A 23051-nucleotide genomic window follows, 5' to 3' on the forward strand; every position below is an offset into this window, starting at 1 on the left:
CCGGGGCCTCACCGTCGACCGCGCTCTCCGGGAGGCCGAGGGTCTTGGCCACCTGACGCGGGCAGCCTCGCACCGGGCAGCTCGCACCGCCCGGCCCGGGCCGCCCGGACGGGTTGGCCGCACCGGGCTCCGGGCCCGCGCGGGACCCGGGCCGTCGGCCCTCGCGCCGGTATCGTCGGCACATGTTGCCCCGGACCCTCCGCGCGCTGCTCGCGCTCGTGCTGTGCGTCACGGCACTCGCCGGCTGCTCCACCGCCGCCGTCGACGGCGCCCCCGCCCCCACCGGATCCTCCGGACTCGTGACCGTTCAGGCCGGCGACCTGCCGGCCGAGGCGCGGGCCACCCTGGAGCTCATCGAGCGCGGCGGGCCCTTCCCGTACGAGAAGGACGGCGCGACCTTCTCCAACTTCGAGCGGATCCTGCCGGAGCACAAGCGCGGCTACTACCGCGAGTACACCGTCCGAACCCCCGGCGAACGCGACCGAGGCCCACGGCGCCTCGTCACCGGGCAGGGCGGCGAGGTCTACTACACCGACGACCACTACGAGACCTTCCGGGAAGTGGTGCTCGATGACGCTCGATGACGCGCTCGTCCTCGACCTGAACGGGATCGTGGACAAGGCGGGGTTCATGGACCGCTGCGCCGGCACCCTCGGGCTCCCCGCCTGGTTCGGACGGAACTGGGACGCCCTCGCCGACTGCCTGACGGACCTCCCCGAGCCGGTGGCCCTGGTCGTCACCGGCTGGAGGTCGTACGCCGAGGCCCGGCCGAGCGACTGGGAGACCGCCCAGGACGTCTTCGCCACAGCGGCCGACACCAGCCCCACCGGCCTCACCGTTCTCCTCGCTCTTGGAGGAATCGACAAGAGGGGTGTCGCAAGCCTCGGATGAAATGCCCGGGACTGGTATGTGTACGGGCGTGGGACAATGAACTACGTGCTTTTTCCCCTGGCTGAAATGCCTAGGGGCCGATCCGAACGACTGGGATGTCAGCACGTGCGTTTCCTCAATGACGTCAAGCCGCCCTACGACCTGACGTACGACGATGTCTTCATGGTGCCGAGCCGCTCGGCCGTGGGTTCCCGCCAGGCCGTGGACCTCGCCTCGCCGGACGGTACCGGCACGACGATCCCTCTGGTCGTCGCCAACATGACCGCGATCGCCGGCCGCCGCATGGCCGAGACCGTCGCCCGCCGCGGTGGCCTCGTCGTCATCCCCCAGGACATTCCGATCGAGGTCGTCACCGACGTCATCTCGTGGGTGAAGAGCCGCCACCACGTCCTGGACACCCCCATCGTCCTCGCGCCCCACCAGACCGTCGCCGACGCGCTCTCGCTGCTGCCCAAGCGGTCGCACGACGCCGGTGTCGTCGTCGACGAGGACCGCCGTCCGGTCGGCGTCGTCACCGACGCGGACCTGTCCGGCGTGGACCGCTTCACCCAGCTCTCCGAGGTCATGTCGAAGGACCTGCTGCTCCTCGACGCCGACATCGAGCCGCGCGACGCGTTCAACACGCTCGACCACGCCAACCGCCGCTACGCCCCGGCCGTGGACAAGGACGGCCGTCTGGTCGGCATCCTGACCCGCAAGGGCGCGCTCCGCGCGACCCTGTACACCCCGGCCGTCGACGCGAACGGCAAGCTGCGCATCGCCGCCGCCGTCGGCATCAACGGCGACTTCGTGGGCAAGGCCAAGCAGCTCCTCGACGCGGGCGTCGACACGCTCGTCATCGACACGGCCCACGGCCACCAGGAGTCGATGGTCGCCGCGATCAAGGCCGTGCGCGCCCTCGACCCGCAGGTCCCGATCGTCGCCGGCAACATCGTCGCCGCCGAGGGCGTGCGTGACCTCATCGAGGCCGGCGCGGACATCATCAAGGTCGGCGTGGGCCCCGGCGCCATGTGCACCACGCGCATGATGACCGGTGTCGGCCGCCCGCAGTTCTCCGCCGTCCTGGAGTGCGCCGCCGAGGCGAAGAAGTACGGCAAGCACGTCTGGGCCGACGGTGGCGTCCGGCACCCGCGTGACGTCGCCATGGCGCTCGCCGCCGGTGCGTCCAACGTCATGATCGGCTCGTGGTTCGCCGGGACGTACGAGTCCCCCGGCGACCTCCAGCACACCGCCGACGGGCGTCCGTACAAGGAGTCCTTCGGCATGGCCTCGGCCCGCGCCGTGCAGAACCGCACGAGCGAGGAGTCGGCCTACGACCGTGCCCGCAAGGGCCTCTTCGAGGAGGGCATCTCGACCTCCCGGATGTTCCTCGACCCGGCCCGCCCGGGCGTCGAGGACCTGATCGACTCGATCATCGCGGGCGTCCGCTCCTCCTGCACCTACGCGGGCGCGGCCTCGCTGGCCGAGTTCGAGGAAAAGGCCGTGGTCGGCATCCAGAGTGCCGCCGGTTACGCCGAGGGCAAGCCGCTGCACGCCAGCTGGAACTAGTCCGTCGTACGAAGGCCCCCGCGAGGCGACTCGCGGGGGCCTTCGTCGTTTCCGCGCCCAGGTCACGCGGGCGTACGCAGCCCCCGCACATGCGGCCTCAGCGCGTCCGCGACAGCCGCCGCCATCCGGGCGTGGCCGCGGTCGTTGGGGTGCAGGCCGTCCGCCAGGTCCTCGGGGTCGAGCAGGGGGCGGCCCGAGAGCACGATCAGCCCTCTGTCGCCCTCCGCCGCCAGGTCGTGCCCCGCGGCCTCCATGGCCGTCCGCAGGTCCACCAGCGTGGCCCCCAGGGCGTTGGGGGCGGTCTCGGCCTCCGGGCGCACCACGGGGGAGAGGATCAGCAGCGGGATGTCCGGGTGGCGCCGGCGCACCAGGCCCACGTAGGCCCGTACCGTCTCGTACAGCCATCCCGCCGAACAGGGCGCCTTGGACCAGCAGTTGGTGCCGAAGGCCAGGGTGACGAGCTCACCGGGGAGGCTCGCGAGCTGCTCGGCGAGGGGGAGTTCCCCGCGCGCCCCGCCCGCGAAGCCGAGGTTGACCGTGTCCAGGCCGAGCATCCGCCCCGCCGTCGCGGGCCAGGAGTGGGCGGGCCGTGTGGACCACCAGCCCTCGGTGATCGAGTCGCCGTGCACGAGCCAGCGCGGCCGCCGCGGGGCGGGGGAGAGGGAGCCGTCGCACGCCCGGAGGCCGAGCACCACCGGCGCCTGGCTCTCCGGCAGATGGACCGCGAACGTCCCGCCGTCGGGCGGGAGTTCGAGCGCGACGGTGGCCTCCTCGGCCGGCGCCGTGAAGCTCTCGCCCACGCACCGGTCGTCCCGCCACAGCGCGAAGCAGTGCCGCAGGGCCCGCATCGCGTCCCCCGTGCCCGGCACGGCGGCGCGGTAGCGCAGCTCGACCGCCCGGGTTCCGGGCTCGGCGGCGAACTCGACCCGTACGCCGATGGGCAGCGCGGCGCGCTCGGCCGTGTCCCAGGGGAGCCGGGCCAGGTCGGCGGGGTCGGCGCGGACCGCACGGCCGCCGTCGAGCCAGGCCGTGCCGCGCAGATAGGGAGTGGGGTCCAGCCAACCCACCGAAGCCTCCGATCGAGGTGACGCAGCGGGCTCGCAGAGTCGGTCATCCGGCACAAGGAGTCAATGCGCACGTGGTGTGTGCTTCACACCCCGCTTATCGCCCCAATGTGCCGATTCATGCGAGGGGGCGCAATGTTTCCTCGCCTGGGCTCCAAGTGCGCAATGATCATCTGCGGGTGCGCAACAACCCTGCATTACGAGCGCGAAGCATGGGGGCTTAGGCTCATGCCTCGTACCAGGAGTGGCGGCGACCGCCTGCTCGGCGGTTCCCCCTTCCCTCGCGGGCCCTTTCGTCATGCCCGCGTACCGCCGTGGTCGTCGCATTTCGACAGGCAGCGATCAAGGAGCCTTCGCAGTGCTGGATCAAGGCACGGCCTCACCGGCCACCGAGCCGACCGTCCCCAAGAGCTCGGTGCTCTCCGCCCTCACCCGGCGTAAGCCGGTAGAACAGCTGGTCGCAGAGGGTGGACAGGGTGAGGGCGGAAGTCTTCGCCGCACACTCTCGATGTGGCAGCTGACCATGATCAGCATCGGTGCCACGCTCGGCACCGGCATCTTCGTCGTTCTCGGCGAAGCCGTTCCGCTGGCGGGTCCCGCCGTCACCATCGCCTTCGTCTTCGCGGGCCTCACGGCGCTGTTCTCGGCCCTCTCGTACGCGGAACTGGCCGGAACAATCCCCGTCGCCGGCTCTTCCTACTCGTATGCGTACGCAACGATGGGTGAAGTCGTCGCCTGGATCTGCGGCTGGTGCCTGCTCCTGGAGTACGGCGTCTCCGTCGCCGCCGTGGCCGTCGGCTGGGGTGACTACCTCAACGAGCTGCTCGACGGCACCATCGGCGTGACCCTGCCCGCGGCGCTCACCGCACCCCCCGGCGACGGTGGCATATTCAACCTGCCCGCACTGATCGTCGTGATGCTGGCCATGGTGTTCCTGCTCGGCGGCGCCAAGGAGTCCGCCCGCGCCAACACGATCATGGTGTTCGTCAAGATCGCCTCGCTGGCCCTGTTCTGCGCGGTCGGCTTCATCGGCTTCAAGTCCGGCAACTACGCGGACTTCATGCCGCTGGGCGTCGAGAGCATCGGTGCCGCCGGCGCCATCCTCTTCTTCTCGTACATCGGCTTCGACGCCGCCTCCACCGCCGGCGAAGAGGCGAAGAACCCCAAGCGTGACCTGCCGCGGGCGATCATGCTCTCCCTGATCATCGTCACCGCCCTGTACGTGCTGGTGGCCGCGGTCGCCGTGGGCGCCTGGGACTGGACGAAGTTCGCGGACACCGATGCGTCGCTCGCCGCGATCATGAACGATGTCACCGGGCAGAGCTTCTGGGGCACCCTGCTCGCCGCGGGCGCGGTCATCTCCATCGCCAGCGTCGTCCTCACCGTGCTCTACGGCCAGACCCGCATCCTCTTCGCGATGTCCCGCGACCGCCTGGTGCCCAAGGTCTTCGGCAAGGTGAACCCGAAGACCGGGACCCCGCGCGTCAACACGGTGATCGTCTCGCTCTTCTGCGGCATCCTCGCCGCGGCCGTGCCGCTCGGTGAGCTGGTGAACGCCACCAGCATCGGCACCCTCTTCGCGTTCGCCCTGGTCAACATCGCGGTCGTGGTGCTCCGTTACCGTCGCCCCGAGATGGACCGCTCCTTCAAGGTGCCCTTCGGCCCGCTCTTCCCCGTGCTCGGGTTCATCTGCTGCGGGTACAGCATGTACAGCCTCGACCTGATCACCTGGGCGTACTTCGGTGCATGGATGGCCGCGGGCCTCGTGTTCTACTTCCTGTACGGCATGCGCCGCTCCCGCCTGGCCACCGAACCCCTGGTGGTCACCGACGCAGAGAAGTGATCCACCCGTAGTGCGACTCAACGACCTCGACGAACGCATCGTCCACGCCCTCGCGGAGGACGCCCGCCGCTCGTACGCCGACATCGGCTCCCTCGTCGGCCTGTCCGCGCCCGCCGTCAAGCGGCGCGTGGACCGGCTGCGGGCCGAGGGCGCCATCACCGGATTCACCGTACGGGTGGACCCGGCGGCGCTCGGCTGGGAGACCGAGGGGTTCGTCGAGATCTACTGTCGCCACAACACGTCGCCGGACGACATCCGGCGAGGTCTGGAGCGCTACCCCGAGGTGGTGTCCGCGTCGACCGTCACCGGCGACGCGGACGCCGTCGTCCAGGTCTTCGCCTCCGACATGCGCCACTTCGAGCGCGTCCTGGAACGGATCGCGGGCGAGCCGTTCGTGGAGCGCACCAAGTCGGTCCTGGTGCTCTCGCCGCTGCTGCGGCGCTTCTCCTCCGGCTCGCCCGCCTAGGCCGTTTGGCTGGATCACCGCGCAGACCGGAGTGGCCTGCCGCCCCGGCTGCGCCGCAGCCGGTGGCCGCGCCAGGACCTCGCCCGGCCTGGTGAGCATCGGCTCCCAGGTGCCGTCGCCGGCCCACGCCCGCAGCCGGTTGTAGAGCCTCGCCGGTTGCCGCATTTCTCGCAACGACCGGCGTGCTGGTCGGAACGGCGCCGCTGTCACGCGGTCGGCCCCGTGCGCAGCCCGACCACTGCCCACAGATCGTCGTCGACTTCCCACGGCTCTTGCCGAGCCACCCCATGCCCCTATGACCGAGTGCTTCAGTTGCCCGCTCTAGCGAGAAGCTCTCGGAGATCACGTTGCCTCATGACGCTGCGGGCGTACGAGGGACACGCGGCTGCCGCCGCGGTCTTCGGGGTGGCCACCAGGCTTCAACACCGCTGTCCCGGCCCGATGACCGCGAGTCCCACCTGCCTGGCGAGCCAGTGCGCGTACGGCTCCCTCCGCTGGCGGCCGTCGATGACGACGCTCCGCACGTGGACGAGGACGGTGTGGTCGCCGGCGGGCTCGCCGTACGCGCGGGTGCGGGTGTTGAAGAGGAGCGTCACCTCTGCGTGCTTCGACTCGCCCAGAAAACCCACCTCGGGAGCGTCCGGCCAGTACAGGTCCTGCCAGTTGATCTCGCCGACGCTCGGACCGATCCCCGCCATGAAGGCGTCCTCGACGCTGCCGACCGCCTCGTCGAGCAACTCGTAATCCACCGGCAGCCGACCTTCGTACGCGGCCGGGTCGGCCGGGAGGCCTGACCCCTGGATGCCTACGAGCCATGCGGGAAGGTCCTCGAACGGCACCCTCCGGTCGAACTCCCCGTCCAGTTCCTGTCCCCGGAACCACCCCTCCGGCAGTTCCTTCGCCGCCCGCCGCGCCTCGTCGACCGAGCGGAACTCCGCGTAGAGGGAGACGTTGGTGTACTCGCATCGGCCGAACTCCATGAGGCGGCGCGCGGTGCTCAGGGCGAGTATGGGGTCGGGGGTACGGAAGACGGGGTAGGCGATGTCGTTGGACATGCGGAGACTGTGCCACGGTCCGTCACCACAGGTCATCGCAGTTCCGGCCCAGCCTGCGCACACATCCGCCTGCGAGGTGAACGCTGGGAGGGCAGAGGCAGGGCTACCTCTGGCCAGTTCACCAGATCAGTTGCTCCGAGTGCCAACCTCCCACCGGCCTCGACGTCGGTCAGGGGCGTAAGGCCGACCGACGCGAGCGTCAGGCCCGGCACGATCAGGCCGTGGGGTGCCGGTCGGGCTGCAGGCGAGCGGAGGCCTGGCGGAGGCGTTCCTGTCATCGGCAGCAGGCCAGGCCGATCCGGGCCGGGGCAGCCGAGGGCGTCCACCCGGCCACGGCGTCGGCCCGCCCGGCGCATTCGCCGGACCGGTCGTGCCGAGAGGCCTGCGCGGCCCCAAGGGGGCCGAGACTCACCCGTGACCTGCGGAAAGATCCACGACGGGGTTACCGCGGGTTTCGTCGCCACGCGCACAGGATCGTCACCGAACCGACATACCAAGCGGTCGGAAACCCCTTACGCAAGGGCTATACCCATGAGTAACGTACGCGGACCACCAGCGCCACCCGCCCGTTCCCCGGGGCGGCAAGGAGCGAGACCGATGTCGTACCACCAGCCTTTCCCCGGCCCACCGCCCGTACCGCAGCACCGGAATGCCGGGCGGCACCGCCAAGAGGCGGCGTCGCAGTCCTGGGAGGGTGGATCGCCGTCCTGGGACACCGATCCACAGGCAGCCCGGGACTCGTCCCCGCGAGCGTGGGACTCCTCGCCGCAGGGCTGGGACTCCCCACAGCAGCCCTGGGAAGCGTCCCCGCAGCCGCAGCCGCAGCCGCAGCCGCAGCCGCAGCCGCAGCCGCCCGCCGCCACCCACGATCGTGATGATCTGCACCGGCTCGGATCGGCCTACCGCAAGCTCCGCCGCGTCGCCACCTTCACCGCGCTCGGCTACTTCGTCATCTTCCTTTTCCTGTCCGGCTACGCCCCCTCGATGATGACCAGCAGCATCAGCGGTGGTCTCACCACCGGTCTGGTCCTGGGACTCCTCCAGCTGCCCGTGGCGCTGGCCGCGATCGCGCTGTACGAGCGGATCGCACGCAACCGCGTCGACCCGCTCGCCGCGGCGATCCGCGAACGCGCCGAGCAGGCGGCCGCGGCGGCCGCGCCCCGGCCGGAACGCCAGAGCCGCTCCGGACGTCCCGTGTGGCAGCAGCCCGGCGGAGGTGCGCGCGCATGACCAGCTTCAGCTCCGAGGCCCAGACCATGTCGCTGATGGCGTTCATCGCCGTCATCACGGTCACGCTGCTGCTGTGCGTGATGACCGGCCCCGACCGTGACGACCTGGGCGACTTCTACACCGGCTACCGCTCGCTCTCCCCCATGCAGAGCGGCCTCGCGATCGCCGGCGACTACATCTCCGCCGGCACCGTGCTCGGCACCATCGGCATCATCGCGCTCGTCGGCTACGACGGCGTCACGCTCGCCCTGAGCACCGTGCTCTCGCTGGTCCTGATGATGTTCCTGCTCGCCGAACCGCTGCGCAACGCCGGCCGGTTCACGATCGGCGACGTCTTCACCCGGCGTCTCCCCGGCCCGGCCGTACGGATCACCACGGCCGCGGTCACCCTGACCGCACTGCTGCCGCTGGTGATCTTCCAGCTCGCGGGCGCCGGCGATCTCCTCTCCGTCGTCCTCGGCTTCGACGCCGACGGCTTCAAGACCGGGGCGATCGTGTTCCTGGGGCTGCTGATGATCGCGTACGCGGCGATCGGCGGCATGAAGGGCACCGCCTTCATCCAGATCGTCAAGACCGTCGCGCTGCTCGGGGCGTCCCTCGCGATCGCCGCGCTCATCCTCAACCGCTTCGACTTCAGCCTGCCCTCGCTGCTGGACGCCGCCAAGCGCGGCAGCGGGGCGGGAGACGCCTATCTCGCCTCCGGTCTGCAGTTCGGCGGCAACGAACTCGACATGATCAGCACGCAGTTGACGGTCGTGCTCGGCGCCGCGGTGCTGCCGCAGATCACCATGCGCATGTTCAGCGCGCGCAGCGCGGCAGCCGTGCGGCGCTCGATGTCCTGGGCCGTGTCGACCGTCGTCGTGACCTGTCTGCTGATCGCCGTCATCGGCTTCGGCGCGGCGGCGATCGTCGGCCACCAGGGGATCGTCGCCGGCGACCCGCAGGGCAAGACAGCGTTCCTCATGGTCAGCCAGGCCGTCATGGGCACGGACCAGACGACCGTCGAGACACTCCTGTTCACGGCCGTGGCGACAGCCATCTTCCTCACCCTGCTGGCCTCGGTCGCCGGGATCACCCTCGCCTGCGCCAACACCCTGGCGCACGACCTCATCACGCACGGGCTGCGCCGCAAGGCGCAGCTGAAGCCCTCCGCGGAGATGGCCATCGCCCGGAGCGCCGCGGCGGTCGTCGGGCTCGGGGCGATCGCGATCGCCGCCGGTGCACGGCATCTGAACCTCCAGGCACTGCTCACCCTGTCGTTCTGCATCGGCGCGTCCGCGGTCGCACCGGCCCTCATCTACAGCCTCTTCTGGCGCCGCTACTCCCGTACGGGACTGCTCTGCACCCTCATCGTGGGCAGCGCCTCCGCGTTCATCCTCATGACCGGCAGCAACCTGGTGTCCGGATCGCCCCAGGCGATCTTCCCGGACCAGGACTTCAACTGGTTCCCGTTCACCACGTCGGGCATCCTCTCGGCCCCGCTGGGCTTCCTCGCGGGCTGGCTCGGCACGGTGCTCCACGAACGTGACCCGGCCGGCCAGCGCATGCGGTACGAAGCGGTGGAGGAGACGATCCTGGCCGGCACACCCGCGGCGAACAGCGCCCCCGCGTCCTGACGCGCACGCCCCGACGAAAGGGCGCCCGGCCTGACGTTCCAGGCCGGGCGCCCTTTCGGCTGTCCCGAGGTGTGCAGCCCTTGCGGGCAGCGGGACGAAGGACGGTGCGGGCCGTGGTTCCCGCCCCGCCCTTCGGGCTTTCCGTCGGGTACTCCGGCTGCCAGGGCAGCACCTTGAAGTCACCCGTGCCGGCCTTCGTCCTCTCGAACGGCGCCGGGCTGTGGCACGGGGGCACGTCGCCCTGCTCCGGGTCCTGGGTCAGCCAGCTGTAGCCCAGCCGGTCGTGCTTGCCCAGGTCGTGGACGGAGACCCCGACGCGCCGCTCGGCGAACTCCTTCACGTCGGTCTCGGTGACCTTGCCCGTCACCGTGGCCACCTTCCCGCCCGTGACGAGGCAGTCCACCGTCACCACGGCGTAGCCGCCCTTGCCGTTCTTGTAGTGGCTGAACCGGAAGGTGCCGGTCGCCGCCTGCGGGTTCATGTTGTCCTTCGCCGCGAGATGGGCGTCGAAGGAGAACGTGATGTCGTCGCTCGCCACCCGGTAGATCTTCGCGCTCCCGATCAGCCCGGCGGCCTCCCGGCTGCCGCCCCTCCCGTCCCCGGAGGCGACCGCGGAGCCCGCGGCTCCCGCGCTGATCGTCAGGGCGGCTGCGAGAGCGGCGATCTTCGTACGGCGGTTCATGGAATGTCGGTCCTTTCGGCAGGTCAACCGGACGACCACCACTCTTCCGCGAGGCCCCGCGCACGGCGTCGGGCCGCGGGACGGTTCTCCCTCCGCCGCGCGGCGGGGGAGCCCTGCGACCGTGGTCGGAGCGGCGCACAACGAATCGCCGCCGCACCGTCCGATCGCGCAATGGTTCGACGGTCGGTCCGCAACGGTCGCGTCTTGTCCCGATCGAGCGCGAAACCGTACCGTTTCTGAGGTCTTTCCCTCCCCCTTCCGACCCCCGAGGATCGCCGATGCCCGCGCTGCGCACCGCCCTGCTCCAGAGCTCCGGACAGCCCGGTGATGTGGCCGCCAATCTGAAGATCCTCGACGAGGCCGCCGCCCGCGCGGCCGAGGCCGGAGCCGGGCTGCTGCTCGCCCCCGAGCTCTTCCTGACCGGCTACGCGATCGGCGCCGACATGGCGCGCCTGGCCGAGCCGGCCGACGGCCCCTCCGCCCGTGCTGTCGCGGCCGTCGCCGCGCGCCACGGCCTCGCCGTCGGCTACGGCTACCCGGAGCGGGACACCGAGCAGCACGGCGTCCTGTACAACGCCGCGCAGCTCATCGGCGCCGACGGCGCCACCCTCCTGCGCTACCGCAAGACCCACCTGTTCGGCGACTTCGAGCACCACTGGTTCACGCCCGGTGAGGACGCCGTCGTCCAGGCGGAGCTCGGCGGCCTCACCGTGTCGATGATGATCTGCTATGACGTCGAGTTCCCCGAGAACGTGCGGGCGCAGGCCCTGGCCGGTACGGACCTCCTCCTCGTACCGACCGCGCTGATGCATCCCGCCGAGGTGGTGCCCGAGTCCGTCGTCCCCGTGCGCGCGTTCGAGAACCAGATCTACATCGCGTACGCCAACCGGACCGGCCCGGAGGGCGACTTCGAGTTCGTCGGCCTCTCCACGCTCGCCGCCCCCGACGGCACCGCCCGGGCCCGCGCGGGCCGTGGCGAGGACCTCGTCCTCGGCGACGTGGACCCCGCCCTCCTCGCCGCCTCCCGCAAGGACAACCCCTACCTCCGCGACCGGCGTCCCGGCCTCTACGGCTCCCTCGTCTGAGCCGCCCTTCCCCTCGAACCGCCCCCGATCTTTTCCGTGCAAGGAGTCCGTACCCCATGACGTCCACGGTGCCCACGACCGCCGTCCCGCACAGCGACGGCCAGCCGCCGATCACCATGTTCGGTCCGGACTTCCCGTACGCCTACGACGACTTCCTGGCTCACCCGGCCGGGCTCGGCCAGATACCCGCGACCGAGCACGGCACCGAGGTCGCCGTCATCGGTGGCGGTCTCTCGGGCGTCATCGCGGCCTACGAGCTGATGAAGATGGGCCTCAAGCCCGTCGTCTACGAGGCCGACCAGATCGGCGGCCGGCTGCGCACCGTCGGCTTCGAGGGCACCGGGAACGAGGGGCTGACGGCGGAGATGGGCGCCATGCGCTTCCCGCCCTCCTCCACCGCCTTCCAGCACTACATCGACCTGGTGGGCCTGGAGACGCAGCCGTTCCCCAACCCGCTCGCCGAGTCCACCCCGTCGACCGTCGTCGACCTCAAGGGCGAGTCGCACTACGCGCAGACCGTCGACGACCTCCCGCAGGTCTACCGCGACGTGATGAACGCGTGGAACGCCTGTCTCGAGGAGGGCGCCGACTTCTCCGACATGAACCAGGCCATGCGTGAGCGGGACGTCCCGCGCATCCGCGAGATCTGGTCGAAGCTCGTCGAGAAGCTCGACAACCAGACCTTCTACGGCTTCCTGTGCGAGTCGGAGTCGTTCAAGTCCTTCCGGCACCGGGAGATCTTCGGCCAGGTCGGCTTCGGCACCGGCGGCTGGGACACCGACTTCCCCAACTCCATCCTGGAGATCCTCCGGGTCGTCTACACCGAGGCCGACGACCACCACCGCGGCATCGTGGGCGGCTCGCAGCAGCTGCCGCTGCGCCTGTGGGAGCGCGAGCCGGAGAAGATCGTCCACTGGGCGCAGGGCACCTCGCTGATGTCCCTGCACGAGGGCGACCCGAGGCCGGCCGTCACGCGCCTGAACCGCACAGCCGGCAACCGGATCACCGTCACGGACGCCTCCGGCGACATCCGTACGTACAAGGCGGCGATCTTCACCGCCCAGTCCTGGATGCTGCTCTCCAAGATCGCCTGCGACGACTCGCTCTTCCCGATCGACCACTGGACCGCCATCGAGCGCACCCACTACATGGAGAGCTCGAAGCTCTTCGTGCCGGTGGACCGGCCGTTCTGGCTGGACAAGGACGAGGAGACCGGCCGGGACGTCATGTCGATGACGCTGACCGACCGGATGACCCGCGGTACGTACCTCCTGGACGACGGCCCGGACAAGCCCGCCACGATCTGCCTCTCGTACACCTGGTGCGACGACAGCCTGAAGTGGCTGCCGCTGTCCGCGAACGAGCGGATGGAGGTCATGCTGAAGTCGCTCGGCGAGATCTACCCGAAGGTCGACATCCGGAAGCACATCATCGGCAACCCGGTGACGGTCTCCTGGGAGAACGAGCCCTACTTCATGGGCGCCTTCAAGGCGAACCTGCCGGGCCACTACCGCTACCAGCGCCGCCTGTTCACCCACTTCATGCAGGACAGGCTGCCCGAGGACAAGCGGGGCATCTTCCTCGCCGGCGACGACATCTCCTGGACGGCCGGCTGGGCCGAGGGCGCCGTGCAGACCGCGCTCAACGCGGTGTGGGGCGTGATGCACCACTTCGGCGGTTCGACCGACGCCACCAACCCGGGCCCGGGCGACGTGTACGACGAGATCGCCCCGGTGGAGCTCCCCGAGGACTGAGCGTACCGAGGCGCCCGCCGCGCGGAGGGCGGACCGAGTTCACCGAGCGGGACCGCTCGTCAGCCGCGCACGGACAGCGGGGTGAGCAGCATCCGCCCCACCAGTCCCACCGACCGGTCGAGGCGTTCCCTGAACTCCTCGGCCAGGTCGGGCAGTTCGCCCAGTTCCCAGAGGGAGCGGGCGGAGAGCCAGGCCCCGTCACGGGCCCGGTCCAGGCTCCAGCAGCCCAGCAGATGCGTCAGCGGGTCCGCGACCTCCAGGAGGTCCGGGCCCGGCATCAGTTCCTCGCGGATCCGCTCCTCCAGGAGGACGAGGATGTCGCCGACCCGGTCGAACTCGTCCTCGAGGTCGCGCGGCGCGCACTCCAGGGTCCGGCAGGTGTCGACCACGGCGAGTGCCAGGTCGTGGCCGATGTGCGCGTTGATCCCGGCGAGCGCGAACTGGAGCGGCCGTACGCCGGGATGGCGGCGGTAGTGGAAGAGCGGCCGCCAGCAGGCCGGGGCGGGGCCGTCGGCGGCGACGGTGTCGACGACCGCGAGGTAGCGCTCGGCGAAGCGGACGTCGAGAGTCGCGGCGGCCCGGCGGTCGGCGAAGGTGCCGGAGTCGATGGCCCGGCCGATCTCCTCCGTCACGGTCAGATAGACCCGGTTGAAGACGGCGACGCCGTCGGCCGGATGCCAGGCCGAGCGAATTCTCCGCATCCGCTCCACCACCGGGTCGACCGCGGTGAACTGCCCGATCTGCGTGGTCTGCGCCATGGGGGCAGCGTCCCAGCAGCCGGGCCCGGGAGGGAACTCCCGCGGCCCGGCTTCCCCAGAACGGGCGAATATGCCTACGACTTGTCGGCCGACTCGCGGTCCTCCGTGCTCTCGTACGAGCTGGTGCCGGAGTCGAGCAGGGGCTCCTGCTGCTTCAGGTGCGCGGGGGCGAACGCCCGCAGGACGTGGTAGCCGGTGATCACGACGAGCGTGCCGAGCGCGATACCGCCGAGCTCGAAGGTGTCGGTGAAGGTCAGCTTCACACCGCCGACGCCGATGATGATGCCCGCCGCGGCCGGCACCAGGTTGAGCGGGTTACGGAGATCCACCTTGGCGTTGATCCAGATCTGGGCGCCGAGCAGGCCGATCATGCCGTAGAGGATCACCGTGATGCCGCCGAGTACACCGCCCGGGATCGCGGCGACGACCGCGCCGAACTTCGGGCAGAGGCCGAAGAGCAGCGCGAAGCCGGCCGCGGCCCAGTAGGCGGCGGTGGAGTAGACGCGGGTGGCCGCCATGACGCCGATGTTCTCAGAGTACGTGGTGTTCGGCGGGCCGCCCACGGCGGTCGACAGCATCGAGGCGGCGCCGTCCGCCGCGATCGCGGTGCCGAGCTTGTCGTCGAGCGGGTCGCCGGTCATCTCGCCGACTGCCTTGACGTGCCCGGCGTTCTCCGCGATCAGGGCGATCACCACGGGCAGCGCCACTAGGACGGCCGACCACTCGAAGCTGGGGCCGTGGAAGGACGGGAGACCGATCCAGTCGGCCTGGGAGACACCGGACAGGTCGAGCCGCCAGTGGTCGGTGACCTGACCGCCGGGAGACATGGAGTGGATCTTGCCGAAGACCAGGTCGAAGACCCAGGAGATGGCGTAACCGAAGATCAGGCCGAGGAAGATCGCGATGCGCGACCAGAAGCCCCGCAGACAGACCACGGCGAGGCCGGTGAACAGCATGACGAGCAGCGCCGTCCACTGGTCCTGCGGCCAGTAGGTGGCGGCGGTGACCGGGGCGAGGTTGAAGCCGATCAGCATCACGACGGCGCCGGTGACGATCGGGGGCATCGCCGCGTGGATGATCCGCGCGCCGAACTTCCGTACGGCGAGACCCGCCAGGAACAGCACGCCACCGACGACGAACACGGCGCCGGTGACGGTCGCGCTGGTGCCGCCGGAGGCCCGGATCGCCGCGGCGACACCGACGAACGAGAGCGAGCAGCCCAGATAGCTGGGGACCGTGCCCCGCGTCGCGAGCAGGAAGATCACGGTCGCGACGCCGGACATCATGATCGCGAGGTTGGGGTCGAGACCCATGAGGACGGGGGCCACGAAGGACGCGCCGAACATCGCCACCACATGCTGGGCGCCGAGGCCGGCCGTACGGGGCCAGGAGAGTCGCTCGTCCGGCCGGACGACGGCTCCTGGAGCGGGTGTTCGTCCGTCGCCGTGCAGGGTCCAGCGCACGCCGAGGTTCATGTGGTCGCTCCAGTTCTCCGATGACGGTGGCCGGTCCGCCGCGCGAAACATCAGCCGAAAAGATCAGCCATATGGTAATGCGCCGCAGGTCACCGGGGTCGCGACGCGATGCCTACGAGACCTGGCCCGAGCTCGCCGTGGCGCTCTTGCCCGTGGCCGCGGCGCTGCTCGTGGGGCGGTCGCCCTGGCGGAGCACACCGGCGCCCAGCACCAGACCGAAGGTCAGCAGCGTGACCAGGCCGAAGGAGAACATGAGCGAGGTCGCGTCGGCGATGCCGCCGATCGCCGAGGGGGCGATGAGCCCCGAGGTGTACGTGATGGTGGCGACGCCCGCGATGGCCTGGCTGGGGTTCGGGCCGCTGCGCCCGGCCGCCGCGAAGGCCAGCGGGACGACGACGGCGACCCCGAGGCCGATGAGTCCGAAACCGGTCATCGCCACGACGGCGTGCGGGGCGAGGACCACGAGCACGCCGCCGACCGTCGCGGCGACGCCACCGACCCGTACCGTCCGCACCGCGCCGAACCGGTCCACCACCCGGTCGCCGACCAGCCGGGCGATCGCCATCGTCAGTGCGAAGGCGGTGGTGGAGGCGGCCGCGACACCGGCCGAGGAGCCGAGTTCGTCCTTCAGGTAGACCGCCGACCAGTCCAGGCTCGCGCCCTCGGCGAACACCCCGCAGAAGCCGATGGCGCCGATGACCAGGGCGGACTTCGGAGGCAGCGAGAAGCGCGGCGGCGCCTCGTCCTCGGGGGCGCTCTGCAGATCGAGCACGCCCTGGCAGAAGAAGAGACCGAGCGCGGTCAGGACGAGGGCCGCGACGAGGTGGTGGAGGCGTGCGTCCGTGCCGAAATGCGCGGCGACGGTACCGGCGGCGGAGCCGATCAGCGCGCCCACGCTCCACATGCCGTGCAGGCTGGACATGATCGACTTGTCCATGCGGGTCTCGACCTCGACGCCGAGGGCGTTCATAGCCACGTCGGACATGCCGGCGGTGGCGCCGTAGACGAAGAGCGCTGCGCAGAGCCCGTAGATGTTCGGGGCGAGGGACGGGAGGATCAGGGCCAGCGTCCACAGGGCGAGCAGTCCGCGCAGCGCGGTGCGGGCGCCGTAGCGGTAGCTGATCGCCCCGGCCAGCGGCATGGCCAGCGAGGCGCCGATGGCCGGGAAGGCCAGGGCGAGTCCGAGCTGGCCCGCGCTGACGTCCGCGTGGTCCTGGATCCACGGGATGCGGGTCGCGAAGCTGCCGGTGACCGCGCCATGGACGCAGAAGACGGCGGCGACGGCGAACCGGGCCCGCCGCAGTCGCTCGGTACTGAAGACGGTCTCGCCCGCCATGTGTGCCCTCCCTCGGTGTGGTGGGCGGTAAACTATCAGGAACCCTGCCTGATAAATAGGGTAGGAGAGCAGGGACCGTCCCGCACACGTCTGAGAGGATCCGGGCATGGCCGCATCCCCGAGTACCGCCCGGGCCCTCAACGACCGGCTCGCCCTGCGACTGCTCCAGGACGAGGGGCCCTTGACGGCGACTCAGCTGAAGACGCTGACCGGACTCTCCCGCCCCACCGTCGCCGACCTCGTCGAACGGCTCCAGGGCTCCGGGCTCGTCCGCATCGTGGGGGAGTCCGGCGCGGAGCGCCGCGGGCCCAACGCCAAGCTCTACGGGATCGCCGCCGACCGCGCCCATCTCGCGGCGCTCGACGTCCGCACCACGTCCGTCTCGCTCACCGTCGCCGACCTGCTGGGCACCACGCTCGCCGAGGCCTCGGCCCCGATCGGCGGGGAGGACGGCACCGGACCCGCCGTCGAGAAGGCCGTCGCGCTCCTGGAGCGGACGGCCAAGGAGGCCGGCGTGGAGACGCTCCACAGCGTCGTCGTCGGCGCCCCCGGGCTGATCGACCCGGCCACCGGGGAGCTGCGGAACTCGACGGGCCTGCCGGAGTGGCACCGGCGGCTGATGGCCGCGCTCCAGGAGCGGCTGCCCGCGACCGTGCTCGTCGAGAACGAGACCAACCTCGCGGCCGTCGCGGAGCAGCGGGTCGGCGCGGCTCGCGACCACGAGACGTTCGTCCTGCTCTGGCTGGGCCAGGGCGTCGGCGCGGCCGTCGTCCTGGACGGGCGGCTGCGCCGAGGGGCCTCGGGCGGGGCGGGCGAGCTCGGCTTCCTGCCGGTGCCGGGCACCTCCGGTCTGCCCTCGGCGACCGGCTGCGACGGCGGCTTCCACGAGCTGGCCTGCGCGGCCGCGGTGGAGGCCCTCGCCGTGGAGCACGGCCTGGACCCGGTGAGTGCGCTCGGCTCCGGACACGGCCCCTTCCTCGACGTCCTGGCCCGGCGCCTCGCGGTCGGCGCGGCGGCCGTTGCCTCCGTCCTCGATCCGGGCTGCGTGGTCCTCGGCGGCGAGACCGGCCACCGGGGCGGCCCGGAACTCGCGGCCCGCGTCGAGGCCGAACTCGCCGCGCTCTCCCCGCTCCGTACGGAGGTCCGCGCCACCACCCTCGGCGACACGGCGGTCCTGCGCGGCGCGCTCCTGGCCGCCCGCTACGCGGCCCAGGACGTGCTCTTCCCGTAACCGCCGGGCCGGCGCCGGCCAGCCCTGTGCGCTCCCCTGACCCTTCGGCGCCGGCCGGCGTCACGCGCTCCCCTGACCGCTTCGGCGCCCGCCTGCCCTCCGCGCTCCCCTGACCGCCTCGGCGCCGGCTAGCCCTATGCGCCCGGCTCGGCTGCGAACCGGCCGGTCAGGAACTCCTCGAACGTCACCCGGCCCACCGCCTGCTCGGGGGCGAGGTGACCGCCGTGGCGCAGACCCCGGTAGGCCTTGCCCGGGAGCGGGACCTGCACGACACGGCGGCGCTTCCCGCTCGCCCGCAGATACGCGTCCGCCAGCTCGGCGAACGTATGGATCCGAGGGCCGCCCATGTCCGCCACCCGGCCGGCCGGGTCGCCCGCCGCCAGCTCCGCGAGACGCACGGCGGCCTCGGTGACCTCCAGGGGCTGGTCCCGGACGGCCTTCGGGACGCACATCACCGGCGGCTTCGACAGCCCCTCCAGGAGCGTCAGGATCAGGTCGTGGAACTGCGTGGTCCGCAGCAGGGTCCAGTCGATGCCCGACTGCTGGATCAGCCGTTCCACGGCGTACTTCCTGCGGTAGTAGCCGAGCGGCACCCGGTCCACGCCGACGATCGAGATGTACAGCAGATGCGGGACCCCGGCCCGCCGGGCGGCCTCGATCAGCACACGGGCGGCCTGCTCGTCGCCCTTCATGATGTTCGTGCAGTGGACGATCGCGTCCACGTTCCGCACCGCCCGGTCGAGGAGCGGCCCGCCCTTGCGCAGATCGACCGCGAACGGCGGGGAGTGGCGGCTCAGGACGCGCACCTCGTGGCCCGCCGCGCGCAGCCGTTCGCAGACCGGGCGGCCGAGCGTGCCCGTGCCCCCGGTCACCAGGATGGTGGTCATGTGTCCAGCGTGAACGCCTTCGCCGCGGCCCGCACATGCGGACCGCGGCGAAGGAGGGGAGACCCGGCGGCGGCAAGGGCCGTGAATCCCGCCGCCGGGCGTTCTTCCGAGGCCGGAGCGACTCGGAGGTCAGAGGGTCAGCAGGCCCCCAGGTCCTTCCAGACGCCCCACTCGCCGGTCGTGCCCGGCTCCTCGTTCTGCGTCCACCACTGGGCCTTCCACTTGCGGCCCTTGTGGGAGACCTCGGTGCCCCCGTTGTAGACCGTGCCGGCCACGTACGCCGGGGCGGTGCAGGTGCCACCCGGCGGCGTCGTCGGCGGCGTGGTCGGGGGAGTCGTCGGCGGGGTGGTGGGCGGCGTGGTCGGCGGGGTCGTGGGCGGGGTGGTCGTCCCCGGCTCCACCACCGTCGTACCGCGCGCCAGGTCACCGGCGAGCGCGTACGTCGTGCCGCTGATGTTCACCGTCCAGTTCGACGGCGTCGAGACCGGCAGGTAGTAGTTGAACGCCAGGTCCACGGACGCGCCCGGGGCCAGCGACTGCCAGGCCGGAAGCTTCAGCGACACCCGGTGGAAGTCGCCCTTCAGACCGCCCACGTTGTTGCCGGTGTGGTCGCTGCTGATCACCTTCGTGCCGAAACCGGACTGGTCGGAGGCGTTGCCCGGCGCGGCCGTCGCGTAGTCGAACTGGAACTCCGTGCCGCCCGGCAGCGCGGTCGCCGTGTTGTTGGTGATCTTGATCTTCGGGGTGATCGGGTAGTTGGAGTCGCCCAGCTTGAACTCGGTGAACTCCACGCCCACGTTCACGGCCTTCGTCGGCAGCGTGGCGTTCGACTTCTTCGCGCCGTACGGGGTGGCCGCCTTGAACTTGTCGTACATCAGTGAGGTGAGCGTGGAGCCCATCTCGTACTGTCCCTTGCCCGCGTTCCAGTCGTAGTCGCCGGCCATCTCCCAGACCATCGTGCCGCCGATGCCCTTGCTGACCACGTAGTCGGCCTTGGCTGCCACCGACTGCTCGTCCTCGGTGGAGAGGAAGACCTTCTTCTGCGCGTTCCACAGCCACGGCGCGACGAGCGTCGAGTCGTACTTGCGGGCGTAGGTGCCGGTCAGGGTGGTGTTCGCCGGGAAGCCGTACCGCGTGACGTAGTCGCCGACGATCCCCTTCTCCAGGTTCTTGGCGTGCCACATCGGGTTGGACCCGGCCGGCGACTCGGCTCCGTTGGTGTCCTTGTCGTGCCACAGGTTGTCGATGCCGACGGCGCCGTCACCGCACTTGGTCAGACCCGCGCCAGCCGGGCAGGTGGTCGCGGAGGCCTTGCCCCACAGTCCGTCCGTACCGCCCTGCACGTTCTTGTGGCCGCGCGTGTAGTACGGCAGGCCGATGTTGATCCGGCCGGCCGGCATCGAGCCGCGGAAGTAGTGGTACGCCCAGTCGGTGTTGAGGTAGCCGATGCCTCCGTACTGCGAGGAGCCGTAGACGTTGGCGGCGGCCAGCTCGGCGTCCTTGCCGTCGTCGAAGAGCGAGGCGTTGGGGCCGACGTACTCGTTCCAGGCGCCGTGCAGGTCGTACGACATGATGTTGACGTAGTCCAGGTACTTCTGGCTCTGGTACGTCTCCATGCCGCGCAGCAGGTAGCCCGAGGAGGGTGCGGCGACGGTGAGCAGGTAGTGCTTGCCGTCGGCTGCGCCGGCGCGGTCGAGCTTCTCGCGCAGGCTCTTCATCAGGGCGTCGTAGCCCTTCACCAGTCCGGCGCGGCGGGCGTTGGAGAGCTGCCAGTCGAGCGGGTTGCCCGCGTCCTTCATCGTCGTCGGGTACTCGTAGTCGATGTCGACGCCGTTGAACCCGTACTTCTTGATGAAGGCGACGGCCGAGTCCGCGAAGGTGTTGATCCCGGCCTGGTTGACCGAGCCGTCGGCGTTGGTGGCCATCGAGTAGAAGCCGCCGGAGTCGACCCGGGTGCCGTTGTCGTCGAAGTAGCCGCCGGTCTCCGCCCAGCCGCCGACCGAGATCAGCGTCTTGACGTCCGGGTGCTGCTTCTTGAACTTGTTCAGCAGGTTGAAGTGGCCCTTGTAGGCGAAGCCCGGGTCCATCTCGGCGCCCGCGACACCGGGCCAGGTCATCCCGGTGGCCGCGTTGTTCGGCCCGTCCGTGCCGACGGACAGCTTGTTGTCGGAACCGATGTGTCCGAAGGCGTAGTTGATGTGGGTGATCTTGTCCCACGGGATGTTGTTGGCGAGGTAGGCGGGTTCGCCGTTCTTGCCGGTGCGCCAGCCGGTGAAGTAGCCGATGACCCGGCGCTGGTGGTCCGCGCCCATCTTCTCGCGGCCCTCGGTGTCGTAGACCGAGCAGTACGGGACGTCGACGCCGGGGGTCTTGTACAGCCCGTCCGGGCGACAGCTCTCGTTGTCGGCGGCGTACGAGACACCGCCCGCGAGGGAGCTGATCAGCAGCCCGGCGACGGCCGCGCCGGACGCGAGCAGCGAGACCCTCGTCTTCGTGGGGGACAACACGATCGGTTCCTCCTGGGGAGGTGTAAGAACACAACGAACAAAGGGGTGGGTCGTGTTGGGCCCGTGGAGTGCGCACACCGCGGGCCGTACCTCGGAGGTGACACGGAGATTAAGAGGACTAGACCAGTGCGTCAATAGGTCTGGACCAACGAAAGTGGCCGCGGGGTGCTGTGAGCCAGCCCACAGGACACCGCGCGCATGGCCGACGGCCGTCCGTGGCACACTGGCCCTGTATCAGCAGCAGCGCACTCCGGGGTCGGTGTAATTCCGAACCGGCGGTATAGTCCGCGACCCGTCCGCAGCCAGCGGCCGGTTGACCAGGTGAAATTCCTGGACCGACGGTGAAAGTCCGGATGGGAGGCAGTGCGCGGCGGGCGACCTCATCAAGGGGCGCTGTCGGCCGTATCGCCGCTGGTCGCCGTCCTCGGCGACCGGTGTCTCCGGCCTCGGCACCCCTGTGCGAAGCGTCGTACCCGCTCTCTGTCGTCATCGACAGGCCCCGGAGTCCGTGCCCGAAGAGGCAGGAGGACCCGGTGGCAGAGCCGACCGACATCACCGTCATGCGACGCGCCATCGCGCTCGCCGCCCGTGGTCTCGGCTCCACCAGCCCCAACCCCGTCGTCGGCTGCGTCGTCCTCGACGCCTCCGGAGACCCGGTCGGCGAGGGCTTCCACCAGCGCGCCGGCGGACCGCACGCCGAGATCCACGCCCTGCGCGCGGCCGGCGAGCGCGCCCGCGGCGGAACGGCCTACGTCACCCTCGAACCCTGCAACCACACCGGCCGCACCGGCCCCTGCGCGCAGGCGCTCGTCGAGGCCGGAGTCAGCCGCGTCGTGTACGCGGTCGGCGACCCGAACCCGCAGGCCACAGGCGGTGCGGACACCCTGCGCGCGGCCGGTGTCGAGGTCGTGCAGGGCCTCCTGGCGGAGGAGGCGGAGGCGGGCAACATCGCGTGGCTCACCTCCGTACGTCTCGGCCGCCCCTTCGTCCGCTGGAAGTACGCCGCCACCCTCGACGGCCGGATCGCCGCCGCCGACGGGACCTCCCGCTGGATCACTTCGGCCGAGTCCCGCTCCGACGTCCACCGGCTGCGCGCCGAGGCCGACGCCGTCGTCGTCGGCTCCGGCACCGCCCGTACCGACGACCCCCACCTGGCCGTACGGGGCATCGAAGGCGCCGGCCAGCCGCTGCGGGTCGTCGTCGACACCGAGGCGAGCGCCGTGAAGCCGGGGGCCCGGGTCCTCGACGACGCGGCCCGCACCGTGGTCGCTGTGGCCGAGGACGTCCCCCTGGAGGACACCGCGCACTTCCCCGAGACGTGGCGGCTGTCCCGCGCGCCCGGCGGCGGCCTCGACCTCCCGGAACTCCTCGCGGCGCTCCACCGGCACGGCGTCCGTTCCGTCCTCCTCGAAGGCGGGCCGACCCTGGCCGGCGCCTTCGTCGCCGCGGGAGCCGTCGACCAGGTCGTCGGCTACCTCGCCCCGGTCCTTCTCGGGGCGGGTCCGAACGCCCTCGCCGCCGCCGGAATCACCACCATCACCGACGCGTTGCGCCTCGACGTGACCGAGACCGTGCGCATCGGCCCCGATCTTCGTATCACTGCCACTCCCAAGGAGCGTTGAG

18 protein-coding genes and 1 riboswitch are annotated in these 23051 nt (G+C 70.9%); of the genes, 11 read left to right on the top strand and 7 right to left on the bottom strand.

What is annotated here, in order from left to right:
* Positions 1-182 precede the first annotated feature (182 nt).
* From ACFY8U_RS29720 to ACFY8U_RS29730, 3 genes are all read left to right on the top strand, one after another.
* On the top strand, positions 183-584 hold the full coding sequence (locus ACFY8U_RS29720) for a ribonuclease domain-containing protein (RefSeq protein WP_389575349.1): 402 nt from the start codon (positions 183-185) through the stop codon (positions 582-584).
* Entirely contained in the window at positions 571-891 is a 321-nt protein-coding gene (locus ACFY8U_RS29725) for a barstar family protein (RefSeq protein WP_361604668.1), read from the top strand. Before ACFY8U_RS29720 ends, ACFY8U_RS29725 begins: the two co-directional genes overlap by 14 nt.
* Before the next feature lie 105 nt (positions 892-996).
* A complete protein-coding gene (locus tag ACFY8U_RS29730) occupies positions 997-2439 on the top strand; it encodes a GuaB1 family IMP dehydrogenase-related protein (RefSeq protein WP_389575350.1) in 1443 nt (480 codons plus the stop codon).
* 62 nt (positions 2440-2501) lie between these two features.
* Here ACFY8U_RS29730 and ACFY8U_RS29735 read toward each other — a convergent pair whose 3' ends face one another.
* Positions 2502-3506, bottom strand: a complete 1005-nt coding sequence (locus ACFY8U_RS29735; protein ID WP_389575351.1) for a GDSL-type esterase/lipase family protein — start codon at positions 3504-3506, stop codon at positions 2502-2504.
* 355 nt (positions 3507-3861) lie between these two features.
* Between ACFY8U_RS29735 and ACFY8U_RS29740 the strand changes: the two genes are divergently transcribed.
* Together ACFY8U_RS29740 and ACFY8U_RS29745 are read left to right on the top strand one after the other, a co-directional pair.
* Positions 3862-5346, top strand: coding sequence for an amino acid permease (locus ACFY8U_RS29740; RefSeq protein ID WP_389575352.1), 1485 nt, complete (start codon positions 3862-3864; stop codon positions 5344-5346).
* Between the two features lie 10 nt (positions 5347-5356).
* Positions 5357-5812 carry an Lrp/AsnC family transcriptional regulator gene (locus tag ACFY8U_RS29745; protein ID WP_015032260.1) on the top strand — a complete coding sequence of 152 codons (456 nt, stop codon included), beginning with the start codon at positions 5357-5359 and terminating at the stop codon, positions 5810-5812.
* 419 nt (positions 5813-6231) lie between these two features.
* Here the strand turns inward: ACFY8U_RS29745 and ACFY8U_RS29750 are convergent, their stop codons facing one another.
* Complete coding sequence (locus ACFY8U_RS29750) at positions 6232-6867, bottom strand: hypothetical protein (RefSeq protein WP_389575353.1); 636 nt, start codon at positions 6865-6867, stop codon at positions 6232-6234.
* 597 nt (positions 6868-7464) lie between these two features.
* Between ACFY8U_RS29750 and ACFY8U_RS29755 the strand changes: the two genes are divergently transcribed.
* The 4 genes from ACFY8U_RS29755 (at position 7465) to ACFY8U_RS29770 (ending at position 13234) form a co-directional block, all read left to right on the top strand.
* On the top strand, positions 7465-8097 hold the full coding sequence (locus ACFY8U_RS29755; RefSeq protein WP_389575354.1) for a DUF485 domain-containing protein: 633 nt from the start codon (positions 7465-7467) through the stop codon (positions 8095-8097).
* The gene (locus tag ACFY8U_RS29760; protein WP_389575355.1) at positions 8094-9713 is read left to right on the top strand and encodes a cation acetate symporter; all 1620 of its coding nucleotides are present in this window, start codon (positions 8094-8096) and stop codon (positions 9711-9713) included. Before ACFY8U_RS29755 ends, ACFY8U_RS29760 begins: the two co-directional genes overlap by 4 nt.
* Positions 9714-10673: 960 nt before the next feature.
* Positions 10674-11480 carry a carbon-nitrogen hydrolase family protein gene (locus ACFY8U_RS29765; protein ID WP_361445100.1) on the top strand — a complete coding sequence of 269 codons (807 nt, stop codon included), beginning with the start codon at positions 10674-10676 and terminating at the stop codon, positions 11478-11480.
* 56 nt (positions 11481-11536) lie between these two features.
* Positions 11537-13234 (top strand): flavin monoamine oxidase family protein, encoded by a 1698-nt coding sequence (locus ACFY8U_RS29770; protein ID WP_389575356.1) that lies wholly within the window; start codon positions 11537-11539, stop codon positions 13232-13234.
* Between the two features lie 59 nt (positions 13235-13293).
* On the opposite strand, the gene ACFY8U_RS29775 is transcribed toward ACFY8U_RS29770, so the two are convergent.
* The 3 genes from ACFY8U_RS29775 to ACFY8U_RS29785 form a co-directional block, all read right to left on the bottom strand.
* Complete coding sequence (locus tag ACFY8U_RS29775) at positions 13294-13992, bottom strand: DUF5995 family protein (protein ID WP_361604639.1); 699 nt, start codon at positions 13990-13992, stop codon at positions 13294-13296.
* A gap of 74 nt (positions 13993-14066) precedes the next feature.
* Positions 14067-15467: a uracil-xanthine permease family protein gene (locus ACFY8U_RS29780; RefSeq protein ID WP_389575357.1), complete on the bottom strand. Its 1401-nt coding sequence runs from the start codon at positions 15465-15467 to the stop codon at positions 14067-14069.
* Positions 15468-15579: 112 nt separating this feature from the next.
* The gene (locus ACFY8U_RS29785; protein WP_389575358.1) at positions 15580-16803 is read right to left on the bottom strand and encodes an MFS transporter; all 1224 of its coding nucleotides are present in this window, start codon (positions 16801-16803) and stop codon (positions 15580-15582) included.
* Between the two features lie 106 nt (positions 16804-16909).
* On the opposite strand from ACFY8U_RS29785, the gene ACFY8U_RS29790 reads away from it, so the two are divergent.
* The gene (locus tag ACFY8U_RS29790) at positions 16910-18034 is read left to right on the top strand and encodes an ROK family transcriptional regulator (protein WP_389575359.1); all 1125 of its coding nucleotides are present in this window, start codon (positions 16910-16912) and stop codon (positions 18032-18034) included.
* 134 nt (positions 18035-18168) lie between these two features.
* On the opposite strand, the gene ACFY8U_RS29795 is transcribed toward ACFY8U_RS29790, so the two are convergent.
* Positions 18169-18921 (bottom strand): SDR family oxidoreductase, encoded by a 753-nt coding sequence (locus ACFY8U_RS29795; RefSeq protein WP_389575360.1) that lies wholly within the window; start codon positions 18919-18921, stop codon positions 18169-18171.
* Between the two features lie 137 nt (positions 18922-19058).
* Positions 19059-21428, bottom strand: coding sequence for a chitinase C-terminal domain-containing protein (locus tag ACFY8U_RS29800; RefSeq protein ID WP_389575361.1), 2370 nt, complete (start codon positions 21426-21428; stop codon positions 19059-19061).
* Between the two features lie 241 nt (positions 21429-21669).
* Positions 21670-21799: riboswitch (FMN riboswitch) on the top strand.
* A 189-nt stretch (positions 21800-21988) separates the two neighbouring features.
* Between ACFY8U_RS29800 and ribD the strand changes: the two genes are divergently transcribed.
* Positions 21989-23050 (top strand): bifunctional diaminohydroxyphosphoribosylaminopyrimidine deaminase/5-amino-6-(5-phosphoribosylamino)uracil reductase RibD, encoded by a 1062-nt coding sequence (ribD, locus tag ACFY8U_RS29805; protein ID WP_389575420.1) that lies wholly within the window; start codon positions 21989-21991, stop codon positions 23048-23050.
* Position 23051 lies beyond the last annotated feature (1 nt).

This window comes from Streptomyces sp. NPDC012508 (assembly GCF_042902595.1).
Lineage (GTDB): Bacteria > Actinomycetota > Actinomycetes > Streptomycetales > Streptomycetaceae > Streptomyces.